The following is a 22,794-nucleotide window of genomic DNA, read 5'->3' as shown; positions in this document are numbered from 1 at the left end:
GGCGCTACTCCGCGGCAAGCATTGCTGCGATTTGCGGCATGACATGCGGCCGATCGCGGCCGGTCACCGCCACCGGCAGCGGCTCTCCCTCCTGCGGCACCGTGAAGGTCGCTTTCGCCCCGTCATAGACCTGGACTTCGCCGGTCTCGATGTCGAAGAACCAGCCATGCAGAGTGATCTCGCTGGTGGCGAGTTTCGCGGCCACCGAAGGATGCGTCTTCAGGTGATCGAGCTGAACGACGACGTTTTCCATCGCCACCGCGCGCACGCGGTCACTCTCGGAAAGCTCGTCCGGATAGGCCCGGCAGACGATCGAATAGGCGGCGTGGCTGTGGCGCAGCCAGGCTGCGACATTGGGCATCGGCTCGAGCAGCTCCGGATGGCACAGGCCCTTCATTGCGCCGCAATCCGAATGGCCGCAGACGACGATGTCGCTGACGCCAAGCGCCAGGATCGCATATTCGATGGCGGAAGAGACCCCGCCATTCAGCGTCGAGAAAGGCGGAACGATATTGCCGGCATTGCGGCAGACGAAGAGATCGCCGGGACCGGCCTGCGTGATGGTTTCGGGCATCACCCGGCTGTCGGCGCAGGATATCATCAGAGCCTGTGGTTGCTGGCCTTCCCTCGCCAGCTTGCGATAAAGCGCCGACTGGTTGGGAAAAACCGCGCCGCGAAAACTGGAGATACCTTTCAGGAGATCACCCATTGTTCGGATCCTCTTTCTGGCCGGACGTCGGATTGGGGAGGAATGTCTCTCGTCCGGCGGGTTACAGAAGCGATTCGTTCGCAGGTGCGAAAAGAACAGCAAAGAGTGTGCGGTGCAACCAGCCGCTGCCAGGCTGCGATCAACAACACGTGAAGAGGGTGCCGAGATCCGAGGAGGGCTGGCTTTTCTTTCGGCTGGAACCCAATGTCAGCAATGCATCCGCATGTCGCCCACGGGCGATCTTGCCTTCACCGGGAAGCCGACATTGCGGTGATCACCTCGAGTTCATAGTCGCGCCACCACCGGCCATTTCCGGGAAGTTCTGTTTGCCTCAGGCCCGGCTCGCCCGAACGCTCAACCACCGATCATGGGGCCTTGCGACGTACCGACTTACGTCGTTGACGATCCAGCCGGCGTCTGTGAGTGCCGACCGCAGGGCAGGCTCGCGCCAATAGGTCTCGGCATAGCGCCGAGGTGCTGCAGCACTGCCGTGTGTGGACACATCCTCACCGTCGCCCTCCCTCACCGAGGCGTGCAGTCGACCACCGGACCGGGTCGCCTCGGCAAGCCGTCCAAGCACCGTGCCGAAATCCTCGCGCGCGACATGAATCAGGCAGGCACAGGCCCAGATCCCGTCGTACGGCATGCCGGGACGCTGCGGATCGGCCAGGTCATCGGTCAGCGGGTCCAACAGGTCGGCCTCGAAGCCACTTTCGCGCAGCAGTTCGACGAAACCCTTTGAAATGTCGGTGCGCCGGACGCTCATTCCCCGCTTCTCAAGCTCCAGTGCATCTCGCCCGCCACCGCTTCCGATCTCCAGCACTCTGCCCGAGCCGTGGAGCCCGGTCACGAACGCATCGATCTCGGTCGCGACCCATTCGGGCATCACCGCGGCCTCGGCAGCGTACTCCGCCGCGACCGCATCATAGGACCGCACAGTCTCCCGGTCGGTGCTCATCCCAGCGCTCCTCCTTCAAGAGGCCCAATGAGCGAGAGGCCCATCAGCCCCTTGCGCCCTTCACACTTCGGCAGTTGGTGACATCGCGAGCGATCTACTCCCCAGCTTTAGCAGAAATGAGGTCAGAGACACCACCGACCGACTGCAAATGCTGCCAGGCGGCAATGGGCCGGGAGCGGTCATCTGTCGCTGCCACCTTGCCACAGATATCGCAAATGTCGCGTCTCGACCCGAAGCGGCCCCTAACGCGGAGCTAGTGGCCGAAATTTTTCGCGTCAGATTCTGGGGCATAGGGCGTCATTGCTGCTTCCTTGACGATTTACCTTCCATTACAATCCCTTCCGCACATAGAGGAGTTCCGCCATGAGCGAAGACGCCTTCAACATGTCGATCCGCAAGTTCCTGAAGGAAGTCGGCGTCACGTCGCAGCGCAAGATCGAGGAGACGGTGCGCAAGGGGCAGGTCGGCGGCAAGACGTTGAAGGTCCGCATGACGCTAACGGCGGAAGGCACCGGCCTCAACCACGTGGTGGACGGCGAGATCGAACTTCCGTAGGCCGGGCGAAGCGATCGTACGAACCGTCCGGCTGCCCCAGGTTCATTGTCCACGTCCGCGCGTAATCGAAGCATGGCCGCTCTGGGCCGACAGCAGACCAGTGGCTTCGGCTGGATTGCGCCAATTGCGGTAATGGCCGGCGGCGCTGTAGAGTTTGCGTCCATGAGCCAAGCTTGCCTGCGCCCCGCCGCAGGAGGGTTGCTCATTGTCGGCCATCGGCTCAGAGGACGCATGACGAAGCATCGCATCTATTCGGTCAGCATCGCGAGCGTCTATCCCCACTATGTCGCCAAGGCGGAGAAGAAGGGACGCACGAAGGCCGAAGTCGACGAAATCATCTGCTGGCTGACAGGGTATAGCCGAGAGACCCTCGACGATCAGTTGGTGGGGAACACCAACTTCGAGGATTTCTTTGCGCAGGCACCTCAGATGAACCCCTCCCGATCGCAGATCACAGGCGTGATCTGCGGCGTCCGTGTGGAAGAAATCCAGGAAATGACCATGCGGGAAATCCGCTACCTGGACAAACTGATCGACGAACTCGCCAAGGGCAGGGCGATGGAGAAAATCCTGCGAAAATAGCCGGGGAGGAGACTGGCCGCATCTGATTAGCCAGAAATGAAGGCTCAGCGTCGCCACAAAGAGGATGACGGCTCGATGGAGGTGGAGATCGCCTGGACATCACCTCTTACGATTTGTTGACCGACCCGTATTTGGGCAATAACTTATAAACTCGGTCATTGGGCTTGTCCTCACATGACGGATCGATTTCTTCAGCGTCGCCTTGCCGCCATCGTCGTTGCCGATGTGGTGGGATATTCACGCCTGATGGAGGCTGATGAAGCCGCAACGCTTGAGAACCTCAGGGAACTCCGTTCTCGCACTATCGAGCCGGCTGTGATGCGCCACAACGGTCGCATCTTCAAGGTCGTGGGCGACGGATTCTTGATCGAATTCGCTAGCGCGGTGGACGCGGTAGCTGCAGCGTTGGAAATGCAACGGACCGCCACTGCTATCGAGGCTTCCGGAGACCGGCGCCTGCTTTTGCGTATAGGCGTCAATCTGGGAGATGTCATTGACGATGGTTCAGACATCCTCGGCGACGGCGTCAATGTCGCGGCGCGCCTCCAGACGCAGGCCGCGCCGGGAGGTATCTGCATTTCAGCCAGCGTTCACGGCGAGATCGTCGGCAAGATCGCCGACCAGTTCCTCGATGCAGGCGAACGCTACCTGAAGAACCTGACCCGCCCAGTCCACGTTTGGCATTGGCCGGATGCGCTGCAGAGCATATTGCCGCTGCCGGAAAATCCCTCGATCGCTGTATTGCCGTTCACGAATATGAGTGGGAATGAAGCGGACGAGCCTTTCGTCGATGGCTTGACTGAAGACCTGATCACCGACCTTTCCCGCACGGCTGGCCTGTTCGTCATCGCTCGCAATTCCGTGTACGGCTACAAGGGCAAGCCGGTCGACGTACGGCTCGTCGCCCAGGAACTCGGCGTCCGCTACGTCCTCGAGGGGAGCGCCAGACGCGCAATGGGCCGCGTCCGCATCAATGCCCAGTTGGTCGATGCGCTTGGCGGCCAACACTTGTGGGCCGAACGGTTTGACCGGACGGTGGAAGATGTTTTCGAGTTGCAGGATGAGGTCAACGCCAAGATTGTTGAAGCTCTCGTCGGCCGGCTGACCGTCCCGACGCCGCGCAATCGGCCGAAGAACTTTGAGGCCTACGATCTGTGTGTGCGCGCCCGCCTGCTGACGGAAGAGTCGCCGCAAACCGAGCGTGAGGCCTATATGCTGCTCCAGCGCGCGGTCAAGCTCGATCCATCCTATGCCGAGGCGCTCGGTCTGCTCGCCTATAACCGTTGGCTTGCCTGGACTCATTTCGGCGAGCCCGAAGATCCCAACCGTCGGATGGCGGTGACATCAGCGCAGAAGGCGGTCGACCTGGATCCCAACGATGCCGGCTGCCGTTACGTCCTGGGTACCATTCTGGCTTATGAGCGGCGATGGGAGGAGTCGGAGGCCGCCTTCGCCAAGGCCCTGGAGCTGGACCCCAACCACGCCGACACCTGGGCTGCCATGTCTGATATGTCCGTGCTGGACGGCAGGGTTGCCGACGGACTGGCACAGATCGAAAAAGCCCTGCGGCTCAATCCCTATCCAGCCTGCTGGTACCTTTGTCACCTTGGGCAGGCGCAATACGCCGCGGGCGACTATGAGGCGGCAACCGCTACACTGCGCAGGAAAGAAACCTATCGCACCAACTCACGCAAATTCCTGGCTGCTGCGCTTGCGCAGTTGGGCCACCATGACGAGGCGCGGCGAGAAGCCGAATTGTTCCTGATCGCCCACCCTCATTTCACGATCAGTCATTGGCTCAGCTCCCAGCCGCTGCGCGATGCAACTGTACGAGACCACTTTGTCGACGGCTTCCGAAAGGCCGGCCTGCCGGAGACGTGACAGCAGACGGGAACAACCATCGCCGGCGATGATTGCGCCAAAGCCGATCATCGTAGCGATTTGAGGCGGTGCGCACGCCGGCGAGTTGGGCGGAAACGCACCTCCGGCCTCGTTGAGCCCGGATTCCATGACCACAGCCGATGATGCCGGCGTGGGTCCTCGGGGCAGCCCGAGGACGACGGAGGGTGGGTGAACCGGTATCCGAGTATGCGCGCGCTCAAGAAGCGCGCGCTTTTCACCCCCGTCTCAACGGAAACCGCCGCTCGCGACCAGTCGTTCGCCGGTCAGCCAGCGGGCATCGTCGGAAGCGAGGAAGACGGCGATGTCGGCGATATCGTCCGGCTGGCCGATGCGGCCGAGCGGCGTCTGGGCGACCATGGTCTGCTGCAGATCCGAGCCGATGACGCCGGCCGTGTGCGTGCCTTCGGTCTCGACCATGCCCGGCAGAATGGCGTTGACGCGGATCTTGCGCGGACCGAGCTCCTTGGCAAGTACGCTGTTGATGCCCTCGACGGCGCCCTTGGTGCCGGTGTAGACGGCGGAAGCCGGCAGCCCCAGGCTGGTCACCACCGAGGAGATGTTGATGACGCTGCCGCCTTCGCCGAGATGCTTGGCCGCCGCCTGGGTGGTCAGGAGAACGCCGAGAACATTGACGTCGAACATGCGGCGATAGTGTTCCTCGGTCACCTCGCCGATCGGGGCGAATTCATAGACGCCGGAGTTGTTGACCAGCACGTCGAGCTTGCCGAATTCCTTGACCGCGGCATCGACCACGCCCTGCGCCTGTTCGGCCTTGGAAACGTCGCCCTGCACCGCGATGGCTTTGCCGCCGGCCGCGCCGATCGCCTCGACCACGGCGTCGGCTCCGGCCTTGCTCGAGGCGTAATTGACCACCACTTCAGCACCTTCGGCCGCCATCGCCTTGGCAATCGCGGCGCCGATGCCTTTGGAGGCTCCCGTTACCACTGCGACCTTCCCTGTGAGCTTAGCCATGTCTCGTTCCTTCTGATCCGGACGGCCCGCCGGAATTGACGGCCTTGTTCCGTAGTTCAGAAATTCGGAACTGTTGATCTCGGTTTCAAGGGGCATTATATAAAATTCATGCGACCGCTCTTTCACCCTGCCCTGGAGGATATCAAGCCCGATGCGATCCTCTATGCGCTCTCCGATCCCGAGCGCGTTGCGATCTTCGCCAAGCTCGCCGGCACCGCCTGCGGCGGCACCTGTTCGGCGCTCGCCGATCTCGGCGACCGCGTCATTCCGAAATCGTCGCTGTCGAACCATTTCAAGGTGCTGCGCGAATCCGGGCTGATCCGCAGCGAGCGCCAAGGCGTCGAGATGCGCAACCAGACCCGCTGCGCCGAGCTCGACGAGCGCTTTCCCGGGCTGGTCAGGGCGATTCTGACGGCTTACGGACAGCTTCCCGAGCAAATGAAGACGGGTTGATCCGCCCCTACAGCAAGAATGCTCTCAATAGCCGCTGCCGTTGGTGGCTCGCCTGAGTCCTCGGGTCCCGAGGACGCGAGTGAGCTCGCTGTCTGGCAAACACGGCAACATCTGGAGGAACTTGAATGCGATTTAGCTTTCTGGTTTCGCTGCCGGCCTTTCATCATCATCCGGAGTTTGACCCGCCGTCCGCGAATTTGGCAGAACATCGCTCTAACCTCATTCCGGATCCATGCACGCGGCTGATCGAGGCTGCCGACGCGTTATTAGGTTTTGGCAGAAACTTATAACTGCAGATCGCGGTCGGCCTATCCGCCCAACCACGTTATTGTCGCGCCTTATCCAAAATTACGCTGGCCAGCACGAAAGAAAAGAAATCATCGGTTTCCGGCTCGAACTGTGGGCCGGCCATATCCAGACAAAAGACGCCTTCTCCTCGCGATGGCGAGAGGCAATAGCGCCAGGAAGCTCCGCAGTCCGCAATTGCAACCGCATCGGCAGGAATGGAATCGCCTTTTTGGCGCCCTCCATATACCTCGCTGTAGCTGGGAGATTGATAAAGCTGAAACGAGGGGTGTTGTTCAACCAAGGATGCGGGCTCGGGCTTGTAGATGTAGAACCCTCTCGTCGTTGAGCCGACGCCGATGACGCAGATGAACTCCAGATACTGCTGAGAAATGGCGGGATAGAGAGCCGCGATGCTCGACAGCTCCTCTTTCGAGACTGGCTCCAGAGAGGAAAGCTCCTTGCGTTGGTCAACATCGATCAGTTGCGAGATTTTGTCGATCATAATGGGTCAGGTTCCTCGATTTTGCCGATACTTTGACGCCTTCTGTCCTGTTGCCGTCAAGAGCCGTTGGAACTCGCGGGCTTGAGGTCGTCGAGCGGCTTTAGCTTGTGGCGACCGGCTCTGACGTGCCGGCACCACAACGACTTTGGACGAGGCACGGCAGCACAAGGCTCGCGCCGGCGCCGGTGCTCGCCCTCCCCCTTACCAATCCGTAAGTTGCCGCCAAGCCGTCGTCTCGGCTAGATCTTGCCGCACCAGGCATGCCGGGAGCGGCCGATGCGAATCCTGCTGATCGAAGACGATACCAAGACGTCCGGTTATATCGCCAAGGGCCTCTCCGAGGCCGGGCATGTCTGTGACGTCATCGGCGACGGCCGCGACGGGTTGTTTCAGGCGCAGCGCGAGGCTTATGACGTCATCGTCGTCGATCGCATGCTGCCGGGCCTCGATGGTCTGGCGATCGTGCGTTCACTCAGGGCTGCCAAGGTCAGCACGCCGGCGCTGTTCCTGACCTCGATCGGCGGCGTCGACGATCGGGTCGAGGGGCTGGAGGCCGGCGGCGACGATTATCTCACCAAACCCTTCGCCTTCTCCGAGCTTCTGGCGCGCGTCAATGCGCTCGGCCGCCGCCCGCCGGTGCAGGAGCAGCGCACGGTCTTGAAGGTCGCCGATCTCGAGCTCGATCTGATCCGGCGGGAGGCGCGGCGCGCCGGCCAGGTGATCGAGCTGCAGCCGCGCGAATTCACCCTGCTCGAGGTGCTGATGCGCGGCGAAGGCCGTGTCATCACCAAGACGATGCTGCTGGAGCGGGTCTGGGATTTCCACTTCGATCCGAAGACCAGCGTCGTGGAGACCCATATCAGCCGCCTCAGGGCCAAGGTCGACAAACCGTTCCAGGCCCAGCTTCTGCACACGATCCGCAACACCGGATACAGCCTGCATGCGCCTCGAACAGGATGATTTCAGGCCCATCGGCCTGAAAATCTCAAATCCTGTTCGCAATTTGAAGAGTAAGAGCATGATGTCGTCCGAAAACCGCGCACACTTTTCGGCATCATGCTCTAGCCTGCGCAGGAGCACGCCGTTCCGCCTGGCCGTCACCTTCGGCGTGCTCTTCGTGGTCGCTTTCATCTTCAGCGGCGCGATCATCTATCACATTCTCAGCCTCGGCCTCGGCCGCGATGTCGACCAGTCGCTCAACGAAATGAATTCGCTCATCGTCTCGACCTACGAGCCCGGCGACACCGCGGACCTGATCAACACGCTGAACAATTATGCGAGTTTCCAGTCGACCTCCGACGGGCTCTATTCGCTGACGGATGCCAGCGGGCGCAAGCTGGCCGGCAATTTCGCGGCACCGCGCATCCCGAACGGCGTCTATACCGTCACCTCGGGCGATGTCGGGCTGAAGGGGCATGAACGCTATCGCATGCAGGTATCGACGGTCGGCCCCTACAGCCTTGTCGTGGCCGAGAACTTCAACGATGCCGACGAGATGCTGCGGATCGTGCTGGTGAGCTTCGAATGGGCGGCCGCAATCGTCGTGGCGACGGCGATTGGCGGCGGCGTCTTTCTCGCCGTTCGCGCTCAGGCGCGGCTGGACCGGGTCGCCAACACCATGAATGACGTCTCTCACGGCGCGCTCGACGCCCGCATTCCGATCACCGGCAACGGCGACGATCTCGATACGGTGGCGATCCAGATCAACGCGGCGCTGGAGCGGCTGCAAAGGCTGGTCGAGAGCATGCGGCAGGTGAGCGCCGATATCGCCCACGATCTGAAAACACCGCTCAACAGACTGCGCCTGACGCTGGATGCCGCCGTGGCCGGAAACGAGCAGCAGGCGGATGTTTCGGCTCTGCTTGATGAAGCGAGAAACGAAAGCGACCGTATCAACGCCACCTTCGAGGCGCTGCTGCGCATTTCCCAGATCGAGGCGGGCGCCCGCAAGGAGCGCTTCCAGGCGACCGATATCGATGCCGTGCTGAGCGTCATTTCCGAGGTCTATGTCGATGTCGCCGAAGATGCCGGGCAGTCGTTCCGGATCGCCGGGCGCGCTCCCGCCGTCATCTGGGGCGACCGCGATCTCCTGACGCAGATGATCGCCAATCTGGTGGAGAACGCGATCAACCACTGCGCGGCCGGAACCCGCATCACCCTCTCGCTCCGCCGCCAGGAGGACCGCGCCATTCTCTCGGTCGCCGATACCGGCCCCGGCATCCCCGCCGAGGAAAGGGACAAGGTCTTCCGGCGCCTCTACCGCATCGACAAGAGCCGCACGACGCCGGGCAGCGGCCTCGGCCTCAGCCTCGTCAAGGCGATCGCCGAACTGCATTCGGCCGAGATTGCGCTGGCAGACAATCATCCCGGCCTTCGCGTTTCGATCGCCTTCCCATTGATGCCGGAGAAATCCTGAGCCGCCATGCCGCGAGCCTGATGAAGCGGGCGACAAAACGGCGGATTTCGGCAGCAGTGCGAAAGGGCAGCACGCTCCACGGACGGCGGTGGCCGAGCCGGTAGGCCGAAAGCCCCGCCTGGATCTGCGAGCAGGGATCGGCCCTTTGGCTCACCGGCTGCGGATCGACGAAGCAGGCGCGCAGCCCCTCGTCGAACTCCAGGTCGAAGGCGAGATCATAGGGCAGACGCATGGGCAGCAGCGCCCCGGCAATCCAGCCTGCCGCCTGGCGGTTGACCAGATAGGCGCCGGATCCCTTCTCGCGGGTCAGCGCAATGGCGAGCGAGCGCGAGCCGGTCAGCGGCTCGACCCGGTGTTTTCGCCCTGAATTGACCGTCGACAGCCGCAGAATGTCCCAGTGCGCGCAGTGGCGAAGTGCTGCCTCGATCAGCTCGGGAAGATCATCGTCGAAGTCGAGATCGTCCTCGAGGATGAGGGCGAATTCGGCATTGCTGGCGAGGAAGCGCCGGGCGCATTCGACATGGCTGAGATAGCAGCCGATCTCGAAAGGGTTCGGCCGGCGGCCGTGCAGGCTGAGATAGGATTTCTTGTCGAAACCCGGATGCGGCAGGCTTATGGCCGCACCGTCGACCGCCGCCACGCGCTCATAGGCAAGGCCGAAGCCCGCCAGAAGGCGTTCCATTCGGAACCGGCGCAACGGCGCGCGGTCGAGATTGATGAGGTAGGTATTCACCTGCAGGCTGACCGGATGAAGGGCCGGCATAAGGGCGGCGGGTGCGGCGCGCATGTTCATGAGAGCTGGCCTCGACTTGGCAATGACGGCGCCAAGCCTGCGCTTCAAACCTCACGGGGACCTCGCCCGGACTATACATTTTCGTAAGCTGCGGCGATCGGCAGCCGAAGCAAGCATCCTTACGGATCGGTATGCTGCCGGCAAAGCCCCCGTAAGAATGCCGCGCTACAGCTCGCCTGCGACATGCAATGGGTCCTTCCCTTCCCGCGATTATGACGACATCAATCAAGCCTTCGATGACGACGGCGACCCATTGCGTGCCGCGCCGGCGTCAGAACCTCGCATTAGCCCGCAGCTGTTGCGATCGAGGTCCCTTTCCCGGTTCCCGAACCACTAATTTCCGGCATGACGCTCGATCGTGTCGGCGAGGTCGATCCAATGCGGGCGATCGTCCCACCAGTGAACATGATCGGGCGCAGGAAAGGAGGGATCGGCGAAGGTGCCGGCGGCGATGACGACGGTGCCGGGGAAGTATGTTCCGGATTTGGAAAATCCGCCTCCACCGCAGATCCGGCAAAAGGCTTTCATCACATCCGGCGTGGTTTCGCCCTGCGGAAACCATACGGAATAATCGCCGGAAACGATCCGGACGTCGTCCTCGCGGAACCACAAATTATGGGCAAGAGCGCTGCCGGATGCGCGCTGGCAGCGTGTGCACGTGCAGACGTGGTTGTGCACTGGATCGCCATCGACCTCCAGGCACAGGGCGCCGCAGCTGCACTTGGCATGAAAGACAGGCATTTGGCTCATTCCATGTTGATCTTACGGCAATGTGCCGTCGTTCAAATCGTTCTGACGCTCTCCGATCCAAAATATTCAGCCGGCTCGGGAACAACGGACTTCGCTGATCGTAAGTATTATGGGCCGTGCGGAGGTGCTTACAACACAGCCATGCACTTCGATACTCTGTGCGGCCCACTCAGGTCAAAGCCAGGACGCGTCCATATGTTTGGAAGCGCCCACATCCCTTGCCCACTTCGATTGGCATCGCGATGGGAGCGACAGCCCGGGGGCACGTCCGGGAGAACACCCGCCCCGATCTCCGTCATCCCAGGCCTTGAGCCTGGGAAAAGCTCTAGTATGGAGGGCTGAAGCCCCAGGCAGCAGGCTGGAGGTAATCACGGGGTGGCTGCATTTCATCCATACCCACCGGCCGGCGCGACAGCTTCACTATTTTGAATCTTTCGCTGTCTCCCCAGCCAGACCAGTGGTCGTCTATCAGCGGTATGCCGTCCGAAGTCAGGCATTGCCTTAGACCCCCATCAGCCGAATTTGGCGTCCGGTCATACCATGCGCAGTCCTCGCCGAGCAGCCGATCCTGCTCTCTCAAGTCGACCATCCCATAAGCCTCGTCGAATCTCCTGAACTCCGGCGAGGGAAGCGAGGAGGAGCGGACGGCTTCGAACATGCGCTCCCCCTTGGATGCGGAATATCGAAGCCCCTGGTCTTCAAGCTCGTTCCAGACGATGATCAGGATCGATCCATCTCCACGGTCGCGCTGTCGGAGCCACCAGGGATAATGACGCAACAGCCTCTCCTTGGATCTATGGCTAACCAGCTCCGCCTCGAAGTCTGCAGGATTTGGGGTGTAATCGTCGTAACGTGGCAAGGGCGCGAGCCAGGTACCGGCTTCGAGAAGCTGCATAGGCGGTCGTACCACCGCTTCCGGCACAGGCCCGCGCCGCAGATCCGTCAACCGCGTCTCGGACATGACCTTCCCGCTGGAGAAAAGGACTTTCGTCGCGATCTCTATTCCGTCCTCGGTCAGGCAAGTCATCCAAATGGGACTGGTCTCGCCCCTGTCCATGCGCCGGACGATCTGCCGCCAGCGACACTGCTCACCGCCGACGGTCTCGACATCATCCGTTTCCCTGACTTCCGTGATGCCGTAATAATCCTGAGATGGTTCGACCTGCCTGACCTCAAATGACGAGATTTCACCATTCCTCCTGGTTGCCCTCAGAACCACGTTCTTGAAGAAATGTCCGTAAGAAAGGTTGGTTTCTTCGTTTCCTTGCTCTTCAACACGTGTCCAGCCGTTGTGATGCTGGACGACCCGCTGGCGGTCCCCTTTGGCATCATAGGCGTCACGCACGATCATCTTTGCGGTATAGTCGGGCACATCAGGACTGGCGAAAAACGGAACCCCGCTCGCATAGGCGGAACCGGCCGCGATCGTGATCACTGCGAAAACAATCAATCTGTACATGATACTCCTCGGCGGGAAGGCGCACACAACCAGTGGGATTAACAGGAGCAGCGACATGTCAGCGTAGCTGTAGATCAACTGATAACCAGCAGGCTCAAGCCGAATGGCGGTCGACCGCACCATCGCGGGACGCCAGACGGCATAAACGAGACAGACTGCCCCGATCATCACCAAAACGTAGCGCATACTGTCCCCGGGGTGCCTCATCTGTTGCAATTTTTAGCTGCAGTCTCTCGTTCGTGGAACCACCAATTTTGGATGGCGGACCGGCACCTTCCCATTTGCCTGCCGTTAGCGCAGACCGGTGAAGTTCCATTCGGCTTCGCCTCTGCCATGTCCGGCGAAAAACACCCGTACCGGCCTCCGTCATCCCAGGCCTTGAGTTTGGGATCCGTGCCCGGAGTTGGAGGTCGGCGTGGATCCCAGGGTCAAGCCCTGGGATGACGGAGGGTGAGGTGGGCTCTGCTGCCACATCAGCGCGTTGCGGAAGGAGCCCATGCCTGATCTCCCCCAGCCGCCAACATCCCGATTTCGGGAGGCCAGCGGAGAGTATGGCAGGAGCCGCACCCGCACCTGCGTCATCCCTTCGCCCTCCTCAGCGCGATCAGCCCCCGCCGCAGCCACAGCAATTGCTGTGGCGGCATCTGGCGCAGGTGTTCGTAATCCATCACCGCGACGTTATAGACGGTGCTGCGCACCTGCGGTCCGTCTTCGCAGCGCAGGAGAACGGCCTGCAGTTCCATCATCCGGTTGCTGGCCTTGCGGGCGCGGTCGGCGAGGCTTTCGGTCACCTCGCCTTCGTGGCCCTTGACGGCAAAGAGCGACTGGGCCCTCGGGGTCGGGGCCGGGATGCCCGTCGTCTTGTGGTAGCGGGCCATGACCTCGGCATAGTCGTCGCCGGCCTGGCGCTGCTCGTCGGTGATCAGCCCGTCGAGAAACATGCGGCCGAGGGTGTAGCCGGCATAGGGGCTCCTGACCGTCTCGTCATCGACCGTCCTGATGAAGCCGTGGATGCGGCGGCGGGCGGCCACCGCGACGCTGACATTGTCCTTCTCGGTCTCGAAGGGCTTGATCTTGCCGCAGGGGAAACGCTCGACATTGGCCTTGCGCGGCCGGCCGGCGCCTTTGTTTACCCGCTGTGTCTTCACCTTGGTGGCCTTGCCGCCCATCTAATGTCCTTCCTATCGAATGATGCCGTTTCGAAGTGCGGCGGCGACCAGTGCGGTCTCCTTGAACACGCCGAGTTTCGCCTTGGCGTTGGATATGTGGGTGTTGACGGTGATCGGCGAGATGCCGAGGATGGTGCCGATCTCGGCGGCGGTCTTGCCTTGCGCCATCCAGCCGATGATTTCGCGCTCGCGCGGGGTGACGGCACTCATGACGCCGGCCCGTCGATGGTCGGCACGCGCGGCATCGTCACATGGGCGCCCGACAGCGTTACCCGCGTCACCCGGTCGGGATGGCGGATCGGCGCGGGGGCGGCAGCGCCGGGCGGCGGCTTGTGCGCCTGCTGGCGCGAGGGAAACCTGTCGCGGTTGCGGTGCGCCATGTTAATGACGGTGTTCTTCTTCGAGCCGAACAGCTCGGCGATCTCGCGTGCCGAGAAACCCGCCTGCCAGAATTTCTGCGCCTCGGCGATCTTGTCTTCGGTCCAGAACAGGTCTCTCATCCGACTGTCTCCTGTGCGTCTCGTGCGGCCCTTGCGATGACCGGGTTGTCGGGGAACATGCGGGCGAGCTGCCGCCTGGCGTTGAGGCTGCCATTCGCCGCCTGACTCAGCAGCTGCATCTTGTAGGCCGCGACCTTCGGCTGCGGCGGTTCGGGCCGCACTTCGGTCGGCGGGCGGCTTTCCCTTGAGATCACCGCCTGCTGCTGGCGGGCCGTTTCGGCAAAGCTCGCGGCACTCGGGGCGAAGGCGCGGTTGTGGTCCCTGACCTTGCCTGACAGGAACAGCTTGGCGGCGCGCCAGACCGCCTCGGCCGGAATGCCGTCGATGGCGACGAGATAGGCGCGGATCTGCATGTCGGGATCAATGCCGGCGGAGGCCGGAAAGCCCGAAAGCATCCCCGCTATGATCGTCACCGGAGAGGAAATCTCTTGCGGCATCGACCAATGTCCTTCTGCCCGTGCTTGCATCACTCGATCCCGCTTCCCTCGCCTTCTCATTGAAATACCAATCGGATTTGATCGCCCGCCAGCCGCGCAGGATCTGCATCTCGGCGGCCTCGACCGGATTGCCGGTCTTGAGATACTCCTTGAGCTGGATCCTCGCCGCATAGGCCGTCAGCGGTTTCTTCAGTGTGCGGCTGCGATGCTCGATGATCGCCGCCGCCAGTTCATGCCCCAGCACCGGGCTGAGGATCTCCATGATGTCCTTGTCCATCGTTGCCTTTTCCATGCGCATCCCTTTCCCGCTCGCCCACTCAAACCTGCAGCCGGCGCCGGCCGCCGGCGAAACCGACCGGGGCGCCCGGCCGGGCGGGGCGGCCGGCAAACCGCCGGACCTTGCCGGCGACGTAATCCTCCTGGGCGGTGTCGCCCTTCTCGGCGCTGCGCAGCCGGTGGATCTCCGTTTCCACGGCCGGCACCGGCAGGCCGAGAATGGCTGAGATTTCGATATAGTCGCGGCCTGAGCGGAAGAGATCGAGGGCATCCGTGTGTGTGCCCTGACAGGCTGGGGCGATGCTCATCGCGTAATCCTCTTTCGCTCGGACACGGCCGGATGCCCCCCGGCAAAGCGGGCCTTGGCCGTCCTTCATTTTTCGAATTCGCTGCTGACGACCGGAGCCGGCTCTGTTGCGGGAGCAAGGGCTCCGGTCGTCGTCTCAGGGCTATTGCCCTATGGCCGCGACGAATCGCGTCCTGGAGATGCCGGCGTCACCGAGGGAGGGCGACGACGCCGGCGACCGATAGCCGTCAGGGAGGAGTGAGGCTGTCGGATCCGGTGATCGGCAAGGAAGAGGGCAGGATCGTCGTCTGCCGCATCTCTTCCGGGTTGGTCTGCCGGCCGCAATTTTCGCAATGGCGCTCGATCACCTCGGCGATCGACAGCGCCCTGCCGCAGTTCAGGCAGCCGGTATAGCGGGCGCTGCGGTGATCGCCAAAGCCCGAAAGACCCGGCCGGTTGTTGATGATATGTGCTTGTGTCATGGCCATAAGGGTACTAAAAATACCTCGCACGTCAAGCGATTTAGGGCATTACATGTACCTTTTTTTAGGGTATAAATTATATCATGTTGAAAGATCAGGAACAATTTGAGCGCGAAGAACGCGCAAAGCGTCTGGTCATGGCCAGGAAGAACGCGGGCTTTGCCGGGCCGAAGGCGATCGTCGATCGTTTCGGCTGGAACGCCAATGTCTACAAGGCGCACGAGTCGGGCCGGAACGGCTTCGGCATCGCCGACGCGAAGAAATATGCCAAGGCGTTCCGGGTCAATCTCAACTGGCTGCAGTTCGGAACCGGCGATGCACTCGATCCGGAGGAGCGGCCGGTCTCCGTCGCCGACGTGCCGAAGATCTCCTGGGTCAGCGCCGGGCAGCTGACCGAGCAGGCGCCGATCACCGACTTCTCGGAATTCCCGACCGTCGCCGCCCTCGACCTGCCCGACGGCGACTGGATCGCGCTCGAGGTCGAGGGCAATTCGATGAACAAGATCTCGCCACCGGGCTCGATCATTTTCGTCAACCGCCGCGACAAGCGCCTGGCGCCGAACGCGCTCTATGTCGTCGCCGACGAGACCGGGGCTGCGACCTACAAGCGCTACCGCCCGAACGACAACCCGCCTTTCCAGCCGGCCTCCTACGAGGACGTGCCGCCGCCGGAATTCCAGGGCGCCGTCACCATCGTCGGCCGCGTCCGCCGGTCGGTGATCGAGATGTGAAAGTCCCGGATCTTCTCGAAAACGCAAATTGATTCCAGGACATAGAACTTACCATTCCAGCAGAACGCCAACCTCTTGCGAAAGCGAATCAAGATGATCCGTCCTTCCTCACGCACCGGCAGAATTTGGTTCTATATCGTGAGCCTTGCCGTGCTGCTCATCGCTTTCGGCGCGGCGCGGAGCATGCTGCATTGAGGTGAGCCTGAAATATCGAAGCGCATCGGACGTCTCGCCGGCGCTCCAATCACAGCGCGCAACGGCTCTGCGGCGCGCTTGCGACACTGGCCCGCCTGGCACCAAGATCGAGCGCAAGCATCGAAACTGAAAGGCCGCGACGCGCCTCCAAGCCGGTCACCGCCCGCGCGTGTGGTATCCTGATCTCTCTTCTTCCTTCTTCCTTCTCTCTTCTATCTCTTTCCCGTTCCTGAAGGCTGGTGAGGGAGGGTTCCGGCCAAAGCTTCCCCCTACCCCATGAGCACAGCCCATGAAGCCGGGAGAGCATTGGCCATGTCCTGAAGGCCGGAGCCGGGATGGGACACGTGCCAGAGGGGCCATTCGCTTCGCCCTCGTCCTGATTTTCTGACAGCGCACTTAAGGACTTTCGCTTCCCGCGCCGCTGGGCTTCGTCAGCTCGGGAGTTGCACCCGGTCGCCCAATCACTTGGCCGAGACATACGCCTACGATTCGTACCTCGTCAATCCATCAGGTATTTTTTATACCTTTTTCGATTGACGATTTAGGGTATGTTATATACCTTTATCGACAGGCCGACCAGCCGGCACGAGAGGGCAGAGCAATGCAGCATATGCGCAGGATCGAGACCGAGCAGAGCCGGCGGGACACCCGCTGGAATGCGGTGCGCGGGCTCGATGACTGCGATGCCTATATGGCCAACGAGGCCCAGCGCATGGGCGCTCTCGGCTTTGCCTATCTCGGCCGCCCCGAACATTCGGTCCGCGGCCCGTCATGGCTGCGCGGCGCCACCGCCAGCGTCGAGGCGCATTACCGCTACGCCCGCGAGATCATGGGCATCACCGATCGCGATCAGCTTTACGCCTGAGGGAGAAACCGACATGTCCGCCGATTGCGTCATCAAGGCCTTTTCCGGCTGCGCCTGCCCGCCCGGTCAATGCGGAGAGAAGCCCATCATCCCGGCGCCGGTCACCTTCGTCTCCTGGCGGATTCAAGCGATCACCTGCCTTGTCTTCGGTTTCATCGCGGCGATCGTTACGGCAGCCTGGATAGAGCCGCAGCTGAAGCATCGCGATCGCGACAATCAGGAGCATGTGTCATGGAAGTAAGCGAAAGCTTTTTGAAGCGCCGCCGGTCAGGAAGTGAACTTGATGTCGCTTGCCCTGGCTGCGGTTATGAATGCCCGCCGCACCTGCTCTGGCTCGGCGATATCGTTGAAGACATCGAGCACCAGCAGCTCGGCAGCCTTGGCCGCCGGCGTCTGCTCGGGCCAATCGTTCAGCAAGGTATTGCCGGCCTGAACGACATTATAGACCGTCCTGGTCTTGCCATTGATGGTGATCTTCACCGGTTTGAAGCTTCGTCGCTTGCTCATGATGCAGCCCCTCACGCTGGACACGCGACTCAACGAGCGGCGTTCGGACTCGTTCCGGGTGAGGCGATTATCTCACATGTTATTGTCGCTGAGCGAATCAACTTGCCGGTAGCCAGACGTGCCAGAGCCAGAAAAACGTGGCGACCAGTTTACGTGGACATATGCCCTCTGGCTGTTGCCGTTTCTGGGGCAGGATTGGCTTTATTGGCTTGCTCCCCAATGGGACTGGTGGACGGTCGATCTTTTCGTCTTCCTCGCAACGCTGATCGCCATGGCAGGCTCCCTCTGCTTCAACCTGGTACTGCGGCGCTGGCGACGTGTCCTGTCTCTGCTGATAACGCCCCTGCTGCTGCTCGTCTGCCTTCATCTTCTCGCCGTCGCCGGCATAACGCCCGACAGCGTTCGATTTGCACTGACCAAGCAGGCATATCTGGCAGAGATCAAACGAGCCGATCTCCCGGGGGCGGAGCAGCGCTTCCGGACATTCGTATGGGACGATACGTTCAGGCGTAAGACATACTCGACGCTCGTCTATGATGAGAGCGATGAAATCGCCTTGCCCAAAGGCGCGCAATCCGCAGCCTGGCAACAGCGCCTTCAGACGTTCTGTCTGGAGAAAAAGAAGGAATGCGTCACTCTCTATCCCGGTGCGGACGAGTTCATCAGTGTCAGCAAGATCGGCGAACACTTCTATATTCTGGACGACAGCCTGCCGACCGCGTTTCCCTAAGCCAATATCTTAGCGGAAACGAAAAACCCCGCCGAAGTGGGGTTTCTAGCTGGTCGGAGTGGAGTGATTCGAACACTCGACCCCCACGTCCCGAACGTGGTGCGCTACCAGACTGCGCTACACTCCGTGACCAGCGGCGCTTCTATAGAACAGCCTATCTGGTTGCACAAGCACCAAATTTCAAAAAACCGAGGGATTTTTTGACGGGTTGATGACAGCGGCCGGAATGGGCCGCTGCAGCAAAAAGACACACCGCAAGCAAATCGAACGGAAGTGCAAAAGGGGCAATTTTCTTTTGCCGGGTTCCGCGCTAAAGGGCTCGGCGGGACAGGCGAAACCGCCGCGACGGCGGCTTCGCAGCCATTGCGCTAGAGATCAGGGACGACACGATGAAACTCCGCACCATTACCGCGGCCGGGCTTGCAATTGCGCTTGCCGGATGCACGACCATTCCTTCCGCCGGCAATCCGATCGAGGCCCGCTGGGTCGGCAAATCGGCCGGCATATTCTTTGCCGCCTACGGGCCGCCCATCAGCGACCGCGAGGAAGGTGCGAGCACCATCTACACCTGGCGCGGCGGCTACAAGACCGTGCGCATCCCGGCCAAATACGCCGAGGGCGCCGATGGCAAGCGCGGCAAGCAGATCGCCGCCGCCCGCACCGCCTATCTGCGCTGCCAGGCCGAAATCACCACCAATTCCGACTACACGATCCGCGATATCCGCACCGTCGCCGATATTCCCGGCGTCAACGGCCCGTCCTATTGCGCCGAGTTCCTGGCACCCGAACAGAAGTAACGGGCAATCGGAAGAGACGAAAACAGGCGGCCGATGTGCCGCCTGTTTTGTTTTGGGCTCCACAAGTTCAGCCTCAAAGCATCCGCATGAAGGGCCGTTGCGGATCGATGCAGGTGATGAGATCGGGCGCGGAGCGCGGAACGAATGATGATGTGAGGTTGTGCCGTGCGGCCCCCTCCTCCGGCCCTACGGGCCACCTTCTCCCCGCTGGGGAGAAGAGGGGAGCACGCGGCTTCGCCATCGATCCCATCGGATGGCGCGCCTCTGAGCGGGCTGTTTGCGTTTGGGTGGTGTCGGTGCACCTTGCCTCCCTTCTCCCCAGCGGGGAGAAGGTGGCCCGAAGGGTCGGATGAGGGGGCTGCACGGCACGTCGGCAACGAGCACAAACCATCGCCACTCGCCGAGCAGTCAATGGTCTCACCCCTCCGCCGGCCCATAGAGGCCGAGCTGATCGAGCAGCGCGCGCTGCCGGTCGGCGTTTTCGACCAGGAGGGCGGTGTAGCGCTCGACGATGCGCTGGCGATGAGCCGGATCGGAGACGGCCGACAGCGCGCCGGTGATGGCGGCGATCTTTTCCGAGGTCTGGCGCAGTTCTTCGAGCAGCTCCGCCTTGCCGCCGGCCTCGGCGACGACCTGCTTCGTCACCTTGCCGATGCCGGCCGGCGTGCGGCTGCCGGCGGAGACGTAACCCTCCGGCAGGTCGCCCTTGAGATTGACGACGGATTTGAAGCGGATGACGTCGAAGATCTGGTCGACCGCTTGCTTGGCGCCGGTCACCCGCGAGGGGTGGTCGGTGTCGGCGGCGGCGTGCGGCAAGAGTTCGAGCTTGCCCTTGTGCCGCGTTTCGAGCGGCAGGTAGGGCAGCATCGGGCCGCTGAGCGCGCCGGTCGCGGCATCCCTGAAGAGGTCGGCGTCGATTGCCGCATGGGCGATCTTGCCGGAGGCAAGTGCCGCATCGAGGGCATAGGGATCAACGACTTCGCCGCGGTCGTAATTGACCAGCACCGCGCCGTCCTTCATGGCGCCGAGCACCTTGGCGTCGACGGTGCCGGCATTGGAATAGGTGCCGGTCGAAGCATCCAGGCGGCCGAGGCCGATGTGGACGGAGAGCACGTCGGCGCCGGCTGCCGCTTCGACCGGGCTTGCGGCATAGTCGAAGCCCTCGGCTTCGATCCAGCGCCGGTGATGCTCGCGGGCATAGATCGCCACCTTCATGCCGAAGGCCTTGGCGAGCTTGGCGACTTCACGGCCGATATTGCCGTAGCCGAGAACGGCGAGCTTGCGGCCCTCGAGTTTCGCCGTCGGGAAATCCTTCAGCTGCCGGCCGGTATCGAAATCACCGCCGGCGACCATCCGGTGCAGCCGGTCGACCGGCAGATCCGGCACGACCTTCAGGATCGCCTTCACAGCCATCTGGGCGGTTGCCCGACTGTTGATGCCGGGCGTGTTCATCAGGGCCGCTTCGCCGCCCTCGCCATTGCCGCCGCCCCAGGAGGCCGAGCCCATATTGCCGGTGCCGGCACCGATGCGCACGCCGCCGAGCGGGAAGACCGAAGCCTTCGGGATGAAGGTCGCCGCCGCGATCAGCGCGTCATACTGGCCCTTGTCGGTCTGCGGCAGGATCTCCGCCTCGGTGCTGAGATTCGGCTGGTAGAAGAAATGGATACGGCCCTTTTCGAGGCTGGCGCGATCGCCGATCGGGCCGAGATGGAAGACGCCGCCCTTCTCCTCGATATAGGCCTTGACCTCGCTGCAATCGGGCTCGCCGTCGGCGCCGAAGCTTAAGCCCACCAGATCGGCGATCAGCACGGTATAGGCGCGGTTCGGATCGTCCTTGCGCACGGCGCCATCGGTCTTGGCGGGGGCCTCGAAGGTCACGCCGTGTTTGGCGAGCTCCTCTTCGAGCACGACGATCTTGGCTCTGAGATAGGCATATTGCAGGTTTTCCAGCAGCGCCACGACATCCTCGGGCTCGCGGATGCCGCCGACCCAGGCCCGGTAATCACCTGGAGTGCCCGGGAAGGCATTGACGTAGCGGGCCGCATCGAGGCCGGGCTCGTATTCGCCGTTCGGATGGGTGATGCCCTCATAGCCGAGCAGCTGCTTGGAACGGGCGATGATGCGGGCGTGGATGCCGGCATCGGTGATATCAGCGTCCTCGACCTTCAGCAGCGTCACGGCGGCGCCGCGGCGCTCGGCATCGGTGACGGTCAGCGACAGCAACGGATGCGACTTGACCCATTCGTCGATCACGGCGCGGTTGGCGGCGGAGCGGCGGTTGAGCTCGACGATGGAGCCGACCCGGGCTTCCGACTGCAGCAGGCCGAAAGTGGTCTCGGCAAAGGCGAGCGCGCTGTAGGTGTTGATGACGCCGCCGAGCATGCGGTCTTCGGCCGGATCGTAGAACGGGCCGGCATCGACGGAGCGCTTGGCCGAAAACGGCTGCCTGGGATCGATCGGCGGGGCGATCTTCAGCTGGCGCGGGATCGCCCAGGCGGGATCCTGCTGGTTCTTTTCGATCAGCGCCAGCGCATGCGGCGTGAAGGAGGCGACGAAATAGCCGGAGATGCCACCGATCGCCTTCTGGAACGGCATGAACAGGCAGCACTTCGCCATGACGGCGCTGACGAGTTCGGGCTCCCAGGGCATGGCGCCGAGCATCGAAGTGGCGTCGAACACCGCATGGCGGTTGGCCGGGTCGCCGTCGAGCCAGGAGAGGAGCTCGCGGATCTCGCCGCTGGTATAGGCATTGGCGCCCGTCGTCTCATGGCCGACGCCGACGAAGATCGACACGCCGAGGCTGGACAGTTCGGCCGCCGTCGGGATCACGCCTTCGGAGGCGGCGAAATGGATGCGGCTCTCGCAGCCCTTCTCGGCGAAACGCTGCATTTCGATCAGCTGGGTCGCCCAGGACTGGCGGAAGAAGCCGGCCGCCTTGGACGGATCGCTCTCCGGCCGCGGCGTATCGACATAGACGCGCTGGCCGGCGTCATTGGCGTTCATCAGGTGCTGGATGCAGACGGTGAAGCCGCTATGGCCGCCGCCGAGCCCGACCGCCATGCGATTGGTCTTCGGGAAGCCGAAATAGCGATGGATCGCCCGCATCATGTCGGTCAGGATCTTATCGGCCGGATAACCGCGATGCATGCTGCGGGAAATCTCGGCCGTGGTGAAGCCGCCGATATCGTTGCCCCGGTCGTCGAACTTGCGATAGGTCTTCTCGATCCAGGCGTCGAAGGCGATGCGCCGCAGGCGGCTATCCACTTCGTCGGTCGTCGCATCGGTGATCGGCCCGACGCCGAAAAACGGGTTGGACGGCAGTTTCGGCGCGCCCGACGCGGTCTGTCGAAGGGCGTTCAATCGCTGTTCCTGCATCTGCGCGATATCTGTCATAGCCTGCCTGTCTCTGTCCGGAGCTGAAGTTCCCTTCATGGTGAAGCCACTGTTCCGGCGAGACAACCTCATATGCGCCGAACGACA

Annotated in this window: 27 protein-coding genes and 1 tRNA gene; 11 read left to right on the top strand and 17 right to left on the bottom strand. The window is 62.3% G+C overall.

Annotated elements, in window-relative coordinates; translation table 11 throughout:
- Nucleotides 1-4 precede the first annotated feature (4 nt).
- Together B5E41_RS22680 and B5E41_RS22675 are read right to left on the bottom strand one after the other, a co-directional pair.
- On the bottom strand, nt 5-709 hold the full coding sequence (locus B5E41_RS22680) for a carbonic anhydrase (RefSeq protein WP_088396131.1): 705 nt from the start codon (nt 707-709) through the stop codon (nt 5-7).
- Between the two features lie 331 nt (nt 710-1,040).
- Nucleotides 1,041-1,667, bottom strand: coding sequence for a class I SAM-dependent methyltransferase (locus tag B5E41_RS22675; protein WP_088396130.1), 627 nt, complete (start codon nt 1,665-1,667; stop codon nt 1,041-1,043).
- Nucleotides 1,668-2,030: 363 nt separating this feature from the next.
- Here B5E41_RS22675 and B5E41_RS22670 point away from each other — a divergent pair, with 363 nt between their 5' ends.
- The 3 genes from B5E41_RS22670 (at nt 2,031) to B5E41_RS22660 (ending at nt 4,685) form a co-directional block, all read left to right on the top strand.
- Entirely contained in the window at nt 2,031-2,222 is a 192-nt protein-coding gene (locus tag B5E41_RS22670; RefSeq protein WP_064830019.1) for a DUF6494 family protein, read from the top strand.
- A gap of 231 nt (nt 2,223-2,453) precedes the next feature.
- Complete coding sequence (locus B5E41_RS22665; protein ID WP_088396129.1) at nt 2,454-2,804, top strand: DUF2200 domain-containing protein; 351 nt, start codon at nt 2,454-2,456, stop codon at nt 2,802-2,804.
- Between the two features lie 174 nt (nt 2,805-2,978).
- On the top strand, nt 2,979-4,685 hold the full coding sequence (locus tag B5E41_RS22660) for an adenylate/guanylate cyclase domain-containing protein (RefSeq protein WP_088396128.1): 1,707 nt from the start codon (nt 2,979-2,981) through the stop codon (nt 4,683-4,685).
- A 246-nt stretch (nt 4,686-4,931) separates the two neighbouring features.
- Here the strand turns inward: B5E41_RS22660 and B5E41_RS22655 are convergent, their stop codons facing one another.
- Nucleotides 4,932-5,678 carry a glucose 1-dehydrogenase gene (locus tag B5E41_RS22655; RefSeq protein WP_085858562.1) on the bottom strand — a complete coding sequence of 249 codons (747 nt, stop codon included), beginning with the start codon at nt 5,676-5,678 and terminating at the stop codon, nt 4,932-4,934.
- A 108-nt stretch (nt 5,679-5,786) separates the two neighbouring features.
- Here B5E41_RS22655 and B5E41_RS22650 point away from each other — a divergent pair, with 108 nt between their 5' ends.
- Nucleotides 5,787-6,131 carry an ArsR/SmtB family transcription factor gene (locus B5E41_RS22650; RefSeq protein WP_064801000.1) on the top strand — a complete coding sequence of 115 codons (345 nt, stop codon included), beginning with the start codon at nt 5,787-5,789 and terminating at the stop codon, nt 6,129-6,131.
- A 325-nt stretch (nt 6,132-6,456) separates the two neighbouring features.
- Here B5E41_RS22650 and B5E41_RS22645 read toward each other — a convergent pair whose 3' ends face one another.
- Entirely contained in the window at nt 6,457-6,921 is a 465-nt protein-coding gene (locus B5E41_RS22645) for an SMI1/KNR4 family protein (protein WP_088396127.1), read from the bottom strand.
- A gap of 276 nt (nt 6,922-7,197) precedes the next feature.
- Between B5E41_RS22645 and B5E41_RS22640 the strand changes: the two genes are divergently transcribed.
- Both B5E41_RS22640 and B5E41_RS22635 read left to right on the top strand, forming a co-directional pair.
- Nucleotides 7,198-7,881: a winged helix-turn-helix domain-containing protein gene (locus tag B5E41_RS22640; RefSeq protein ID WP_088396126.1), complete on the top strand. Its 684-nt coding sequence runs from the start codon at nt 7,198-7,200 to the stop codon at nt 7,879-7,881.
- Nucleotides 7,882-7,939: 58 nt separating this feature from the next.
- Nucleotides 7,940-9,337 carry a sensor histidine kinase gene (locus tag B5E41_RS22635; RefSeq protein ID WP_176439463.1) on the top strand — a complete coding sequence of 466 codons (1,398 nt, stop codon included), beginning with the start codon at nt 7,940-7,942 and terminating at the stop codon, nt 9,335-9,337.
- Here B5E41_RS22635 and B5E41_RS22630 read toward each other — a convergent pair.
- From B5E41_RS22630 to B5E41_RS22585, 10 genes are all read right to left on the bottom strand, one after another.
- Nucleotides 9,234-10,130: a glycosyltransferase family 25 protein gene (locus B5E41_RS22630; RefSeq protein ID WP_088396155.1), complete on the bottom strand. Its 897-nt coding sequence runs from the start codon at nt 10,128-10,130 to the stop codon at nt 9,234-9,236. The genes B5E41_RS22635 and B5E41_RS22630 overlap by 104 nt on opposite strands.
- Nucleotides 10,131-10,463: 333 nt before the next feature.
- Nucleotides 10,464-10,871, bottom strand: a complete 408-nt coding sequence (locus B5E41_RS22625) for a GFA family protein (protein ID WP_088396125.1) — start codon at nt 10,869-10,871, stop codon at nt 10,464-10,466.
- 334 nt (nt 10,872-11,205) lie between these two features.
- Entirely contained in the window at nt 11,206-12,339 is a 1,134-nt protein-coding gene (locus B5E41_RS22620) for a hypothetical protein (protein WP_088396153.1), read from the bottom strand.
- 578 nt (nt 12,340-12,917) lie between these two features.
- The gene (locus B5E41_RS22615; protein WP_088396124.1) at nt 12,918-13,508 is read right to left on the bottom strand and encodes a hypothetical protein; all 591 of its coding nucleotides are present in this window, start codon (nt 13,506-13,508) and stop codon (nt 12,918-12,920) included.
- 12 nt (nt 13,509-13,520) lie between these two features.
- Nucleotides 13,521-13,718, bottom strand: a complete 198-nt coding sequence (locus B5E41_RS22610) for a response regulator transcription factor (RefSeq protein WP_088396123.1) — start codon at nt 13,716-13,718, stop codon at nt 13,521-13,523.
- Nucleotides 13,715-14,008, bottom strand: coding sequence for a GcrA family cell cycle regulator (locus B5E41_RS22605; RefSeq protein ID WP_088396122.1), 294 nt, complete (start codon nt 14,006-14,008; stop codon nt 13,715-13,717). Before B5E41_RS22605 ends, B5E41_RS22610 begins: the two co-directional genes overlap by 4 nt.
- On the bottom strand, nt 14,005-14,403 hold the full coding sequence (locus tag B5E41_RS22600) for a hypothetical protein (RefSeq protein WP_088396121.1): 399 nt from the start codon (nt 14,401-14,403) through the stop codon (nt 14,005-14,007). The genes B5E41_RS22605 and B5E41_RS22600 overlap by 4 nt, the downstream gene beginning before the upstream one ends.
- Nucleotides 14,369-14,737 (bottom strand): hypothetical protein, encoded by a 369-nt coding sequence (locus B5E41_RS22595; protein ID WP_088396120.1) that lies wholly within the window; start codon nt 14,735-14,737, stop codon nt 14,369-14,371. The genes B5E41_RS22600 and B5E41_RS22595 overlap by 35 nt, the downstream gene beginning before the upstream one ends.
- A gap of 25 nt (nt 14,738-14,762) precedes the next feature.
- Entirely contained in the window at nt 14,763-15,029 is a 267-nt protein-coding gene (locus tag B5E41_RS22590; protein ID WP_088396119.1) for a hypothetical protein, read from the bottom strand.
- 226 nt (nt 15,030-15,255) lie between these two features.
- Entirely contained in the window at nt 15,256-15,489 is a 234-nt protein-coding gene (locus tag B5E41_RS22585; protein WP_088396152.1) for a hypothetical protein, read from the bottom strand.
- Between the two features lie 83 nt (nt 15,490-15,572).
- On the opposite strand from B5E41_RS22585, the gene B5E41_RS22580 reads away from it, so the two are divergent.
- The 3 genes from B5E41_RS22580 (at nt 15,573) to B5E41_RS22570 (ending at nt 17,521) form a co-directional block, all read left to right on the top strand.
- Complete coding sequence (locus B5E41_RS22580) at nt 15,573-16,220, top strand: S24 family peptidase (protein WP_064800991.1); 648 nt, start codon at nt 15,573-15,575, stop codon at nt 16,218-16,220.
- 796 nt (nt 16,221-17,016) lie between these two features.
- A complete protein-coding gene (locus B5E41_RS22575; RefSeq protein WP_088396118.1) occupies nt 17,017-17,280 on the top strand; it encodes a hypothetical protein in 264 nt (87 codons plus the stop codon).
- Between the two features lie 13 nt (nt 17,281-17,293).
- Nucleotides 17,294-17,521 (top strand): hypothetical protein, encoded by a 228-nt coding sequence (locus B5E41_RS22570; protein ID WP_088396117.1) that lies wholly within the window; start codon nt 17,294-17,296, stop codon nt 17,519-17,521.
- A gap of 26 nt (nt 17,522-17,547) precedes the next feature.
- Here B5E41_RS22570 and B5E41_RS22565 read toward each other — a convergent pair whose 3' ends face one another.
- A complete protein-coding gene (locus B5E41_RS22565; protein WP_088396116.1) occupies nt 17,548-17,787 on the bottom strand; it encodes a DUF982 domain-containing protein in 240 nt (79 codons plus the stop codon).
- Nucleotides 17,788-17,905: 118 nt separating this feature from the next.
- Here B5E41_RS22565 and B5E41_RS22560 point away from each other — a divergent pair, with 118 nt between their 5' ends.
- Complete coding sequence (locus B5E41_RS22560) at nt 17,906-18,517, top strand: hypothetical protein (RefSeq protein WP_088396115.1); 612 nt, start codon at nt 17,906-17,908, stop codon at nt 18,515-18,517.
- A gap of 50 nt (nt 18,518-18,567) precedes the next feature.
- On the opposite strand, the gene B5E41_RS22555 is transcribed toward B5E41_RS22560, so the two are convergent.
- Nucleotides 18,568-18,644 (bottom strand) — tRNA-Pro (locus B5E41_RS22555).
- Nucleotides 18,645-18,906: 262 nt separating this feature from the next.
- On the opposite strand from B5E41_RS22555, the gene B5E41_RS22550 reads away from it, so the two are divergent.
- A complete protein-coding gene (locus B5E41_RS22550) occupies nt 18,907-19,314 on the top strand; it encodes a hypothetical protein (protein ID WP_010055906.1) in 408 nt (135 codons plus the stop codon).
- 417 nt (nt 19,315-19,731) lie between these two features.
- On the opposite strand, the gene B5E41_RS22545 is transcribed toward B5E41_RS22550, so the two are convergent.
- Complete coding sequence (locus B5E41_RS22545) at nt 19,732-22,707, bottom strand: NAD(P)-dependent oxidoreductase (protein WP_088396114.1); 2,976 nt, start codon at nt 22,705-22,707, stop codon at nt 19,732-19,734.
- Nucleotides 22,708-22,794: the final 87 nt, after the last annotated feature.

Source organism: Rhizobium esperanzae (assembly GCF_002204185.1).
GTDB lineage: Bacteria > Pseudomonadota > Alphaproteobacteria > Rhizobiales > Rhizobiaceae > Rhizobium > Rhizobium esperanzae.
The sequence above is the reverse complement of the archived record's forward strand: the minus strand, read 5'-3'. Positions and strand labels throughout refer to the sequence as shown.

Bases quoted from the DNA above. Each gene is read 5' to 3' on its own strand.
- B5E41_RS22680 (WP_088396131.1), bottom strand. From the start codon at position 709: ATGGGTGATCTCCTGAAAGGTATCTCCAGTTTTCGCGGCGCGGTTTTT.
- B5E41_RS22675 (WP_088396130.1), bottom strand. From the start codon at position 1,667: ATGAGCACCGACCGGGAGACTGTGCGGTCCTATGATGCGGTCGCGGCG.
- B5E41_RS22670 (WP_064830019.1), top strand. From the start codon at position 2,031: ATGAGCGAAGACGCCTTCAACATGTCGATCCGCAAGTTCCTGAAGGAA.
- B5E41_RS22665 (WP_088396129.1), top strand. From the start codon at position 2,454: ATGACGAAGCATCGCATCTATTCGGTCAGCATCGCGAGCGTCTATCCC.
- B5E41_RS22660 (WP_088396128.1), top strand. From the start codon at position 2,979: ATGACGGATCGATTTCTTCAGCGTCGCCTTGCCGCCATCGTCGTTGCC.
- B5E41_RS22655 (WP_085858562.1), bottom strand. From the start codon at position 5,678: ATGGCTAAGCTCACAGGGAAGGTCGCAGTGGTAACGGGAGCCTCCAAA.
- B5E41_RS22650 (WP_064801000.1), top strand. From the start codon at position 5,787: ATGCGACCGCTCTTTCACCCTGCCCTGGAGGATATCAAGCCCGATGCG.
- B5E41_RS22645 (WP_088396127.1), bottom strand. From the start codon at position 6,921: ATGATCGACAAAATCTCGCAACTGATCGATGTTGACCAACGCAAGGAG.
- B5E41_RS22640 (WP_088396126.1), top strand. From the start codon at position 7,198: ATGCGAATCCTGCTGATCGAAGACGATACCAAGACGTCCGGTTATATC.
- B5E41_RS22635 (WP_176439463.1), top strand. From the start codon at position 7,940: ATGATGTCGTCCGAAAACCGCGCACACTTTTCGGCATCATGCTCTAGC.
- B5E41_RS22630 (WP_088396155.1), bottom strand. From the start codon at position 10,130: ATGAACATGCGCGCCGCACCCGCCGCCCTTATGCCGGCCCTTCATCCG.
- B5E41_RS22625 (WP_088396125.1), bottom strand. From the start codon at position 10,871: ATGCCTGTCTTTCATGCCAAGTGCAGCTGCGGCGCCCTGTGCCTGGAG.
- B5E41_RS22620 (WP_088396153.1), bottom strand. From the start codon at position 12,339: ATGTACAGATTGATTGTTTTCGCAGTGATCACGATCGCGGCCGGTTCC.
- B5E41_RS22615 (WP_088396124.1), bottom strand. From the start codon at position 13,508: ATGGGCGGCAAGGCCACCAAGGTGAAGACACAGCGGGTAAACAAAGGC.
- B5E41_RS22610 (WP_088396123.1), bottom strand. From the start codon at position 13,718: ATGAGTGCCGTCACCCCGCGCGAGCGCGAAATCATCGGCTGGATGGCG.
- B5E41_RS22605 (WP_088396122.1), bottom strand. From the start codon at position 14,008: ATGAGAGACCTGTTCTGGACCGAAGACAAGATCGCCGAGGCGCAGAAA.
- B5E41_RS22600 (WP_088396121.1), bottom strand. From the start codon at position 14,403: ATGCTTTCGGGCTTTCCGGCCTCCGCCGGCATTGATCCCGACATGCAG.
- B5E41_RS22595 (WP_088396120.1), bottom strand. From the start codon at position 14,737: ATGGAAAAGGCAACGATGGACAAGGACATCATGGAGATCCTCAGCCCG.
- B5E41_RS22590 (WP_088396119.1), bottom strand. From the start codon at position 15,029: ATGAGCATCGCCCCAGCCTGTCAGGGCACACACACGGATGCCCTCGAT.
- B5E41_RS22585 (WP_088396152.1), bottom strand. From the start codon at position 15,489: ATGACACAAGCACATATCATCAACAACCGGCCGGGTCTTTCGGGCTTT.
- B5E41_RS22580 (WP_064800991.1), top strand. From the start codon at position 15,573: ATGTTGAAAGATCAGGAACAATTTGAGCGCGAAGAACGCGCAAAGCGT.
- B5E41_RS22575 (WP_088396118.1), top strand. From the start codon at position 17,017: ATGCAGCATATGCGCAGGATCGAGACCGAGCAGAGCCGGCGGGACACC.
- B5E41_RS22570 (WP_088396117.1), top strand. From the start codon at position 17,294: ATGTCCGCCGATTGCGTCATCAAGGCCTTTTCCGGCTGCGCCTGCCCG.
- B5E41_RS22565 (WP_088396116.1), bottom strand. From the start codon at position 17,787: ATGAGCAAGCGACGAAGCTTCAAACCGGTGAAGATCACCATCAATGGC.
- B5E41_RS22550 (WP_010055906.1), top strand. From the start codon at position 18,907: ATGAAACTCCGCACCATTACCGCGGCCGGGCTTGCAATTGCGCTTGCC.
- B5E41_RS22545 (WP_088396114.1), bottom strand. From the start codon at position 22,707: ATGACAGATATCGCGCAGATGCAGGAACAGCGATTGAACGCCCTTCGA.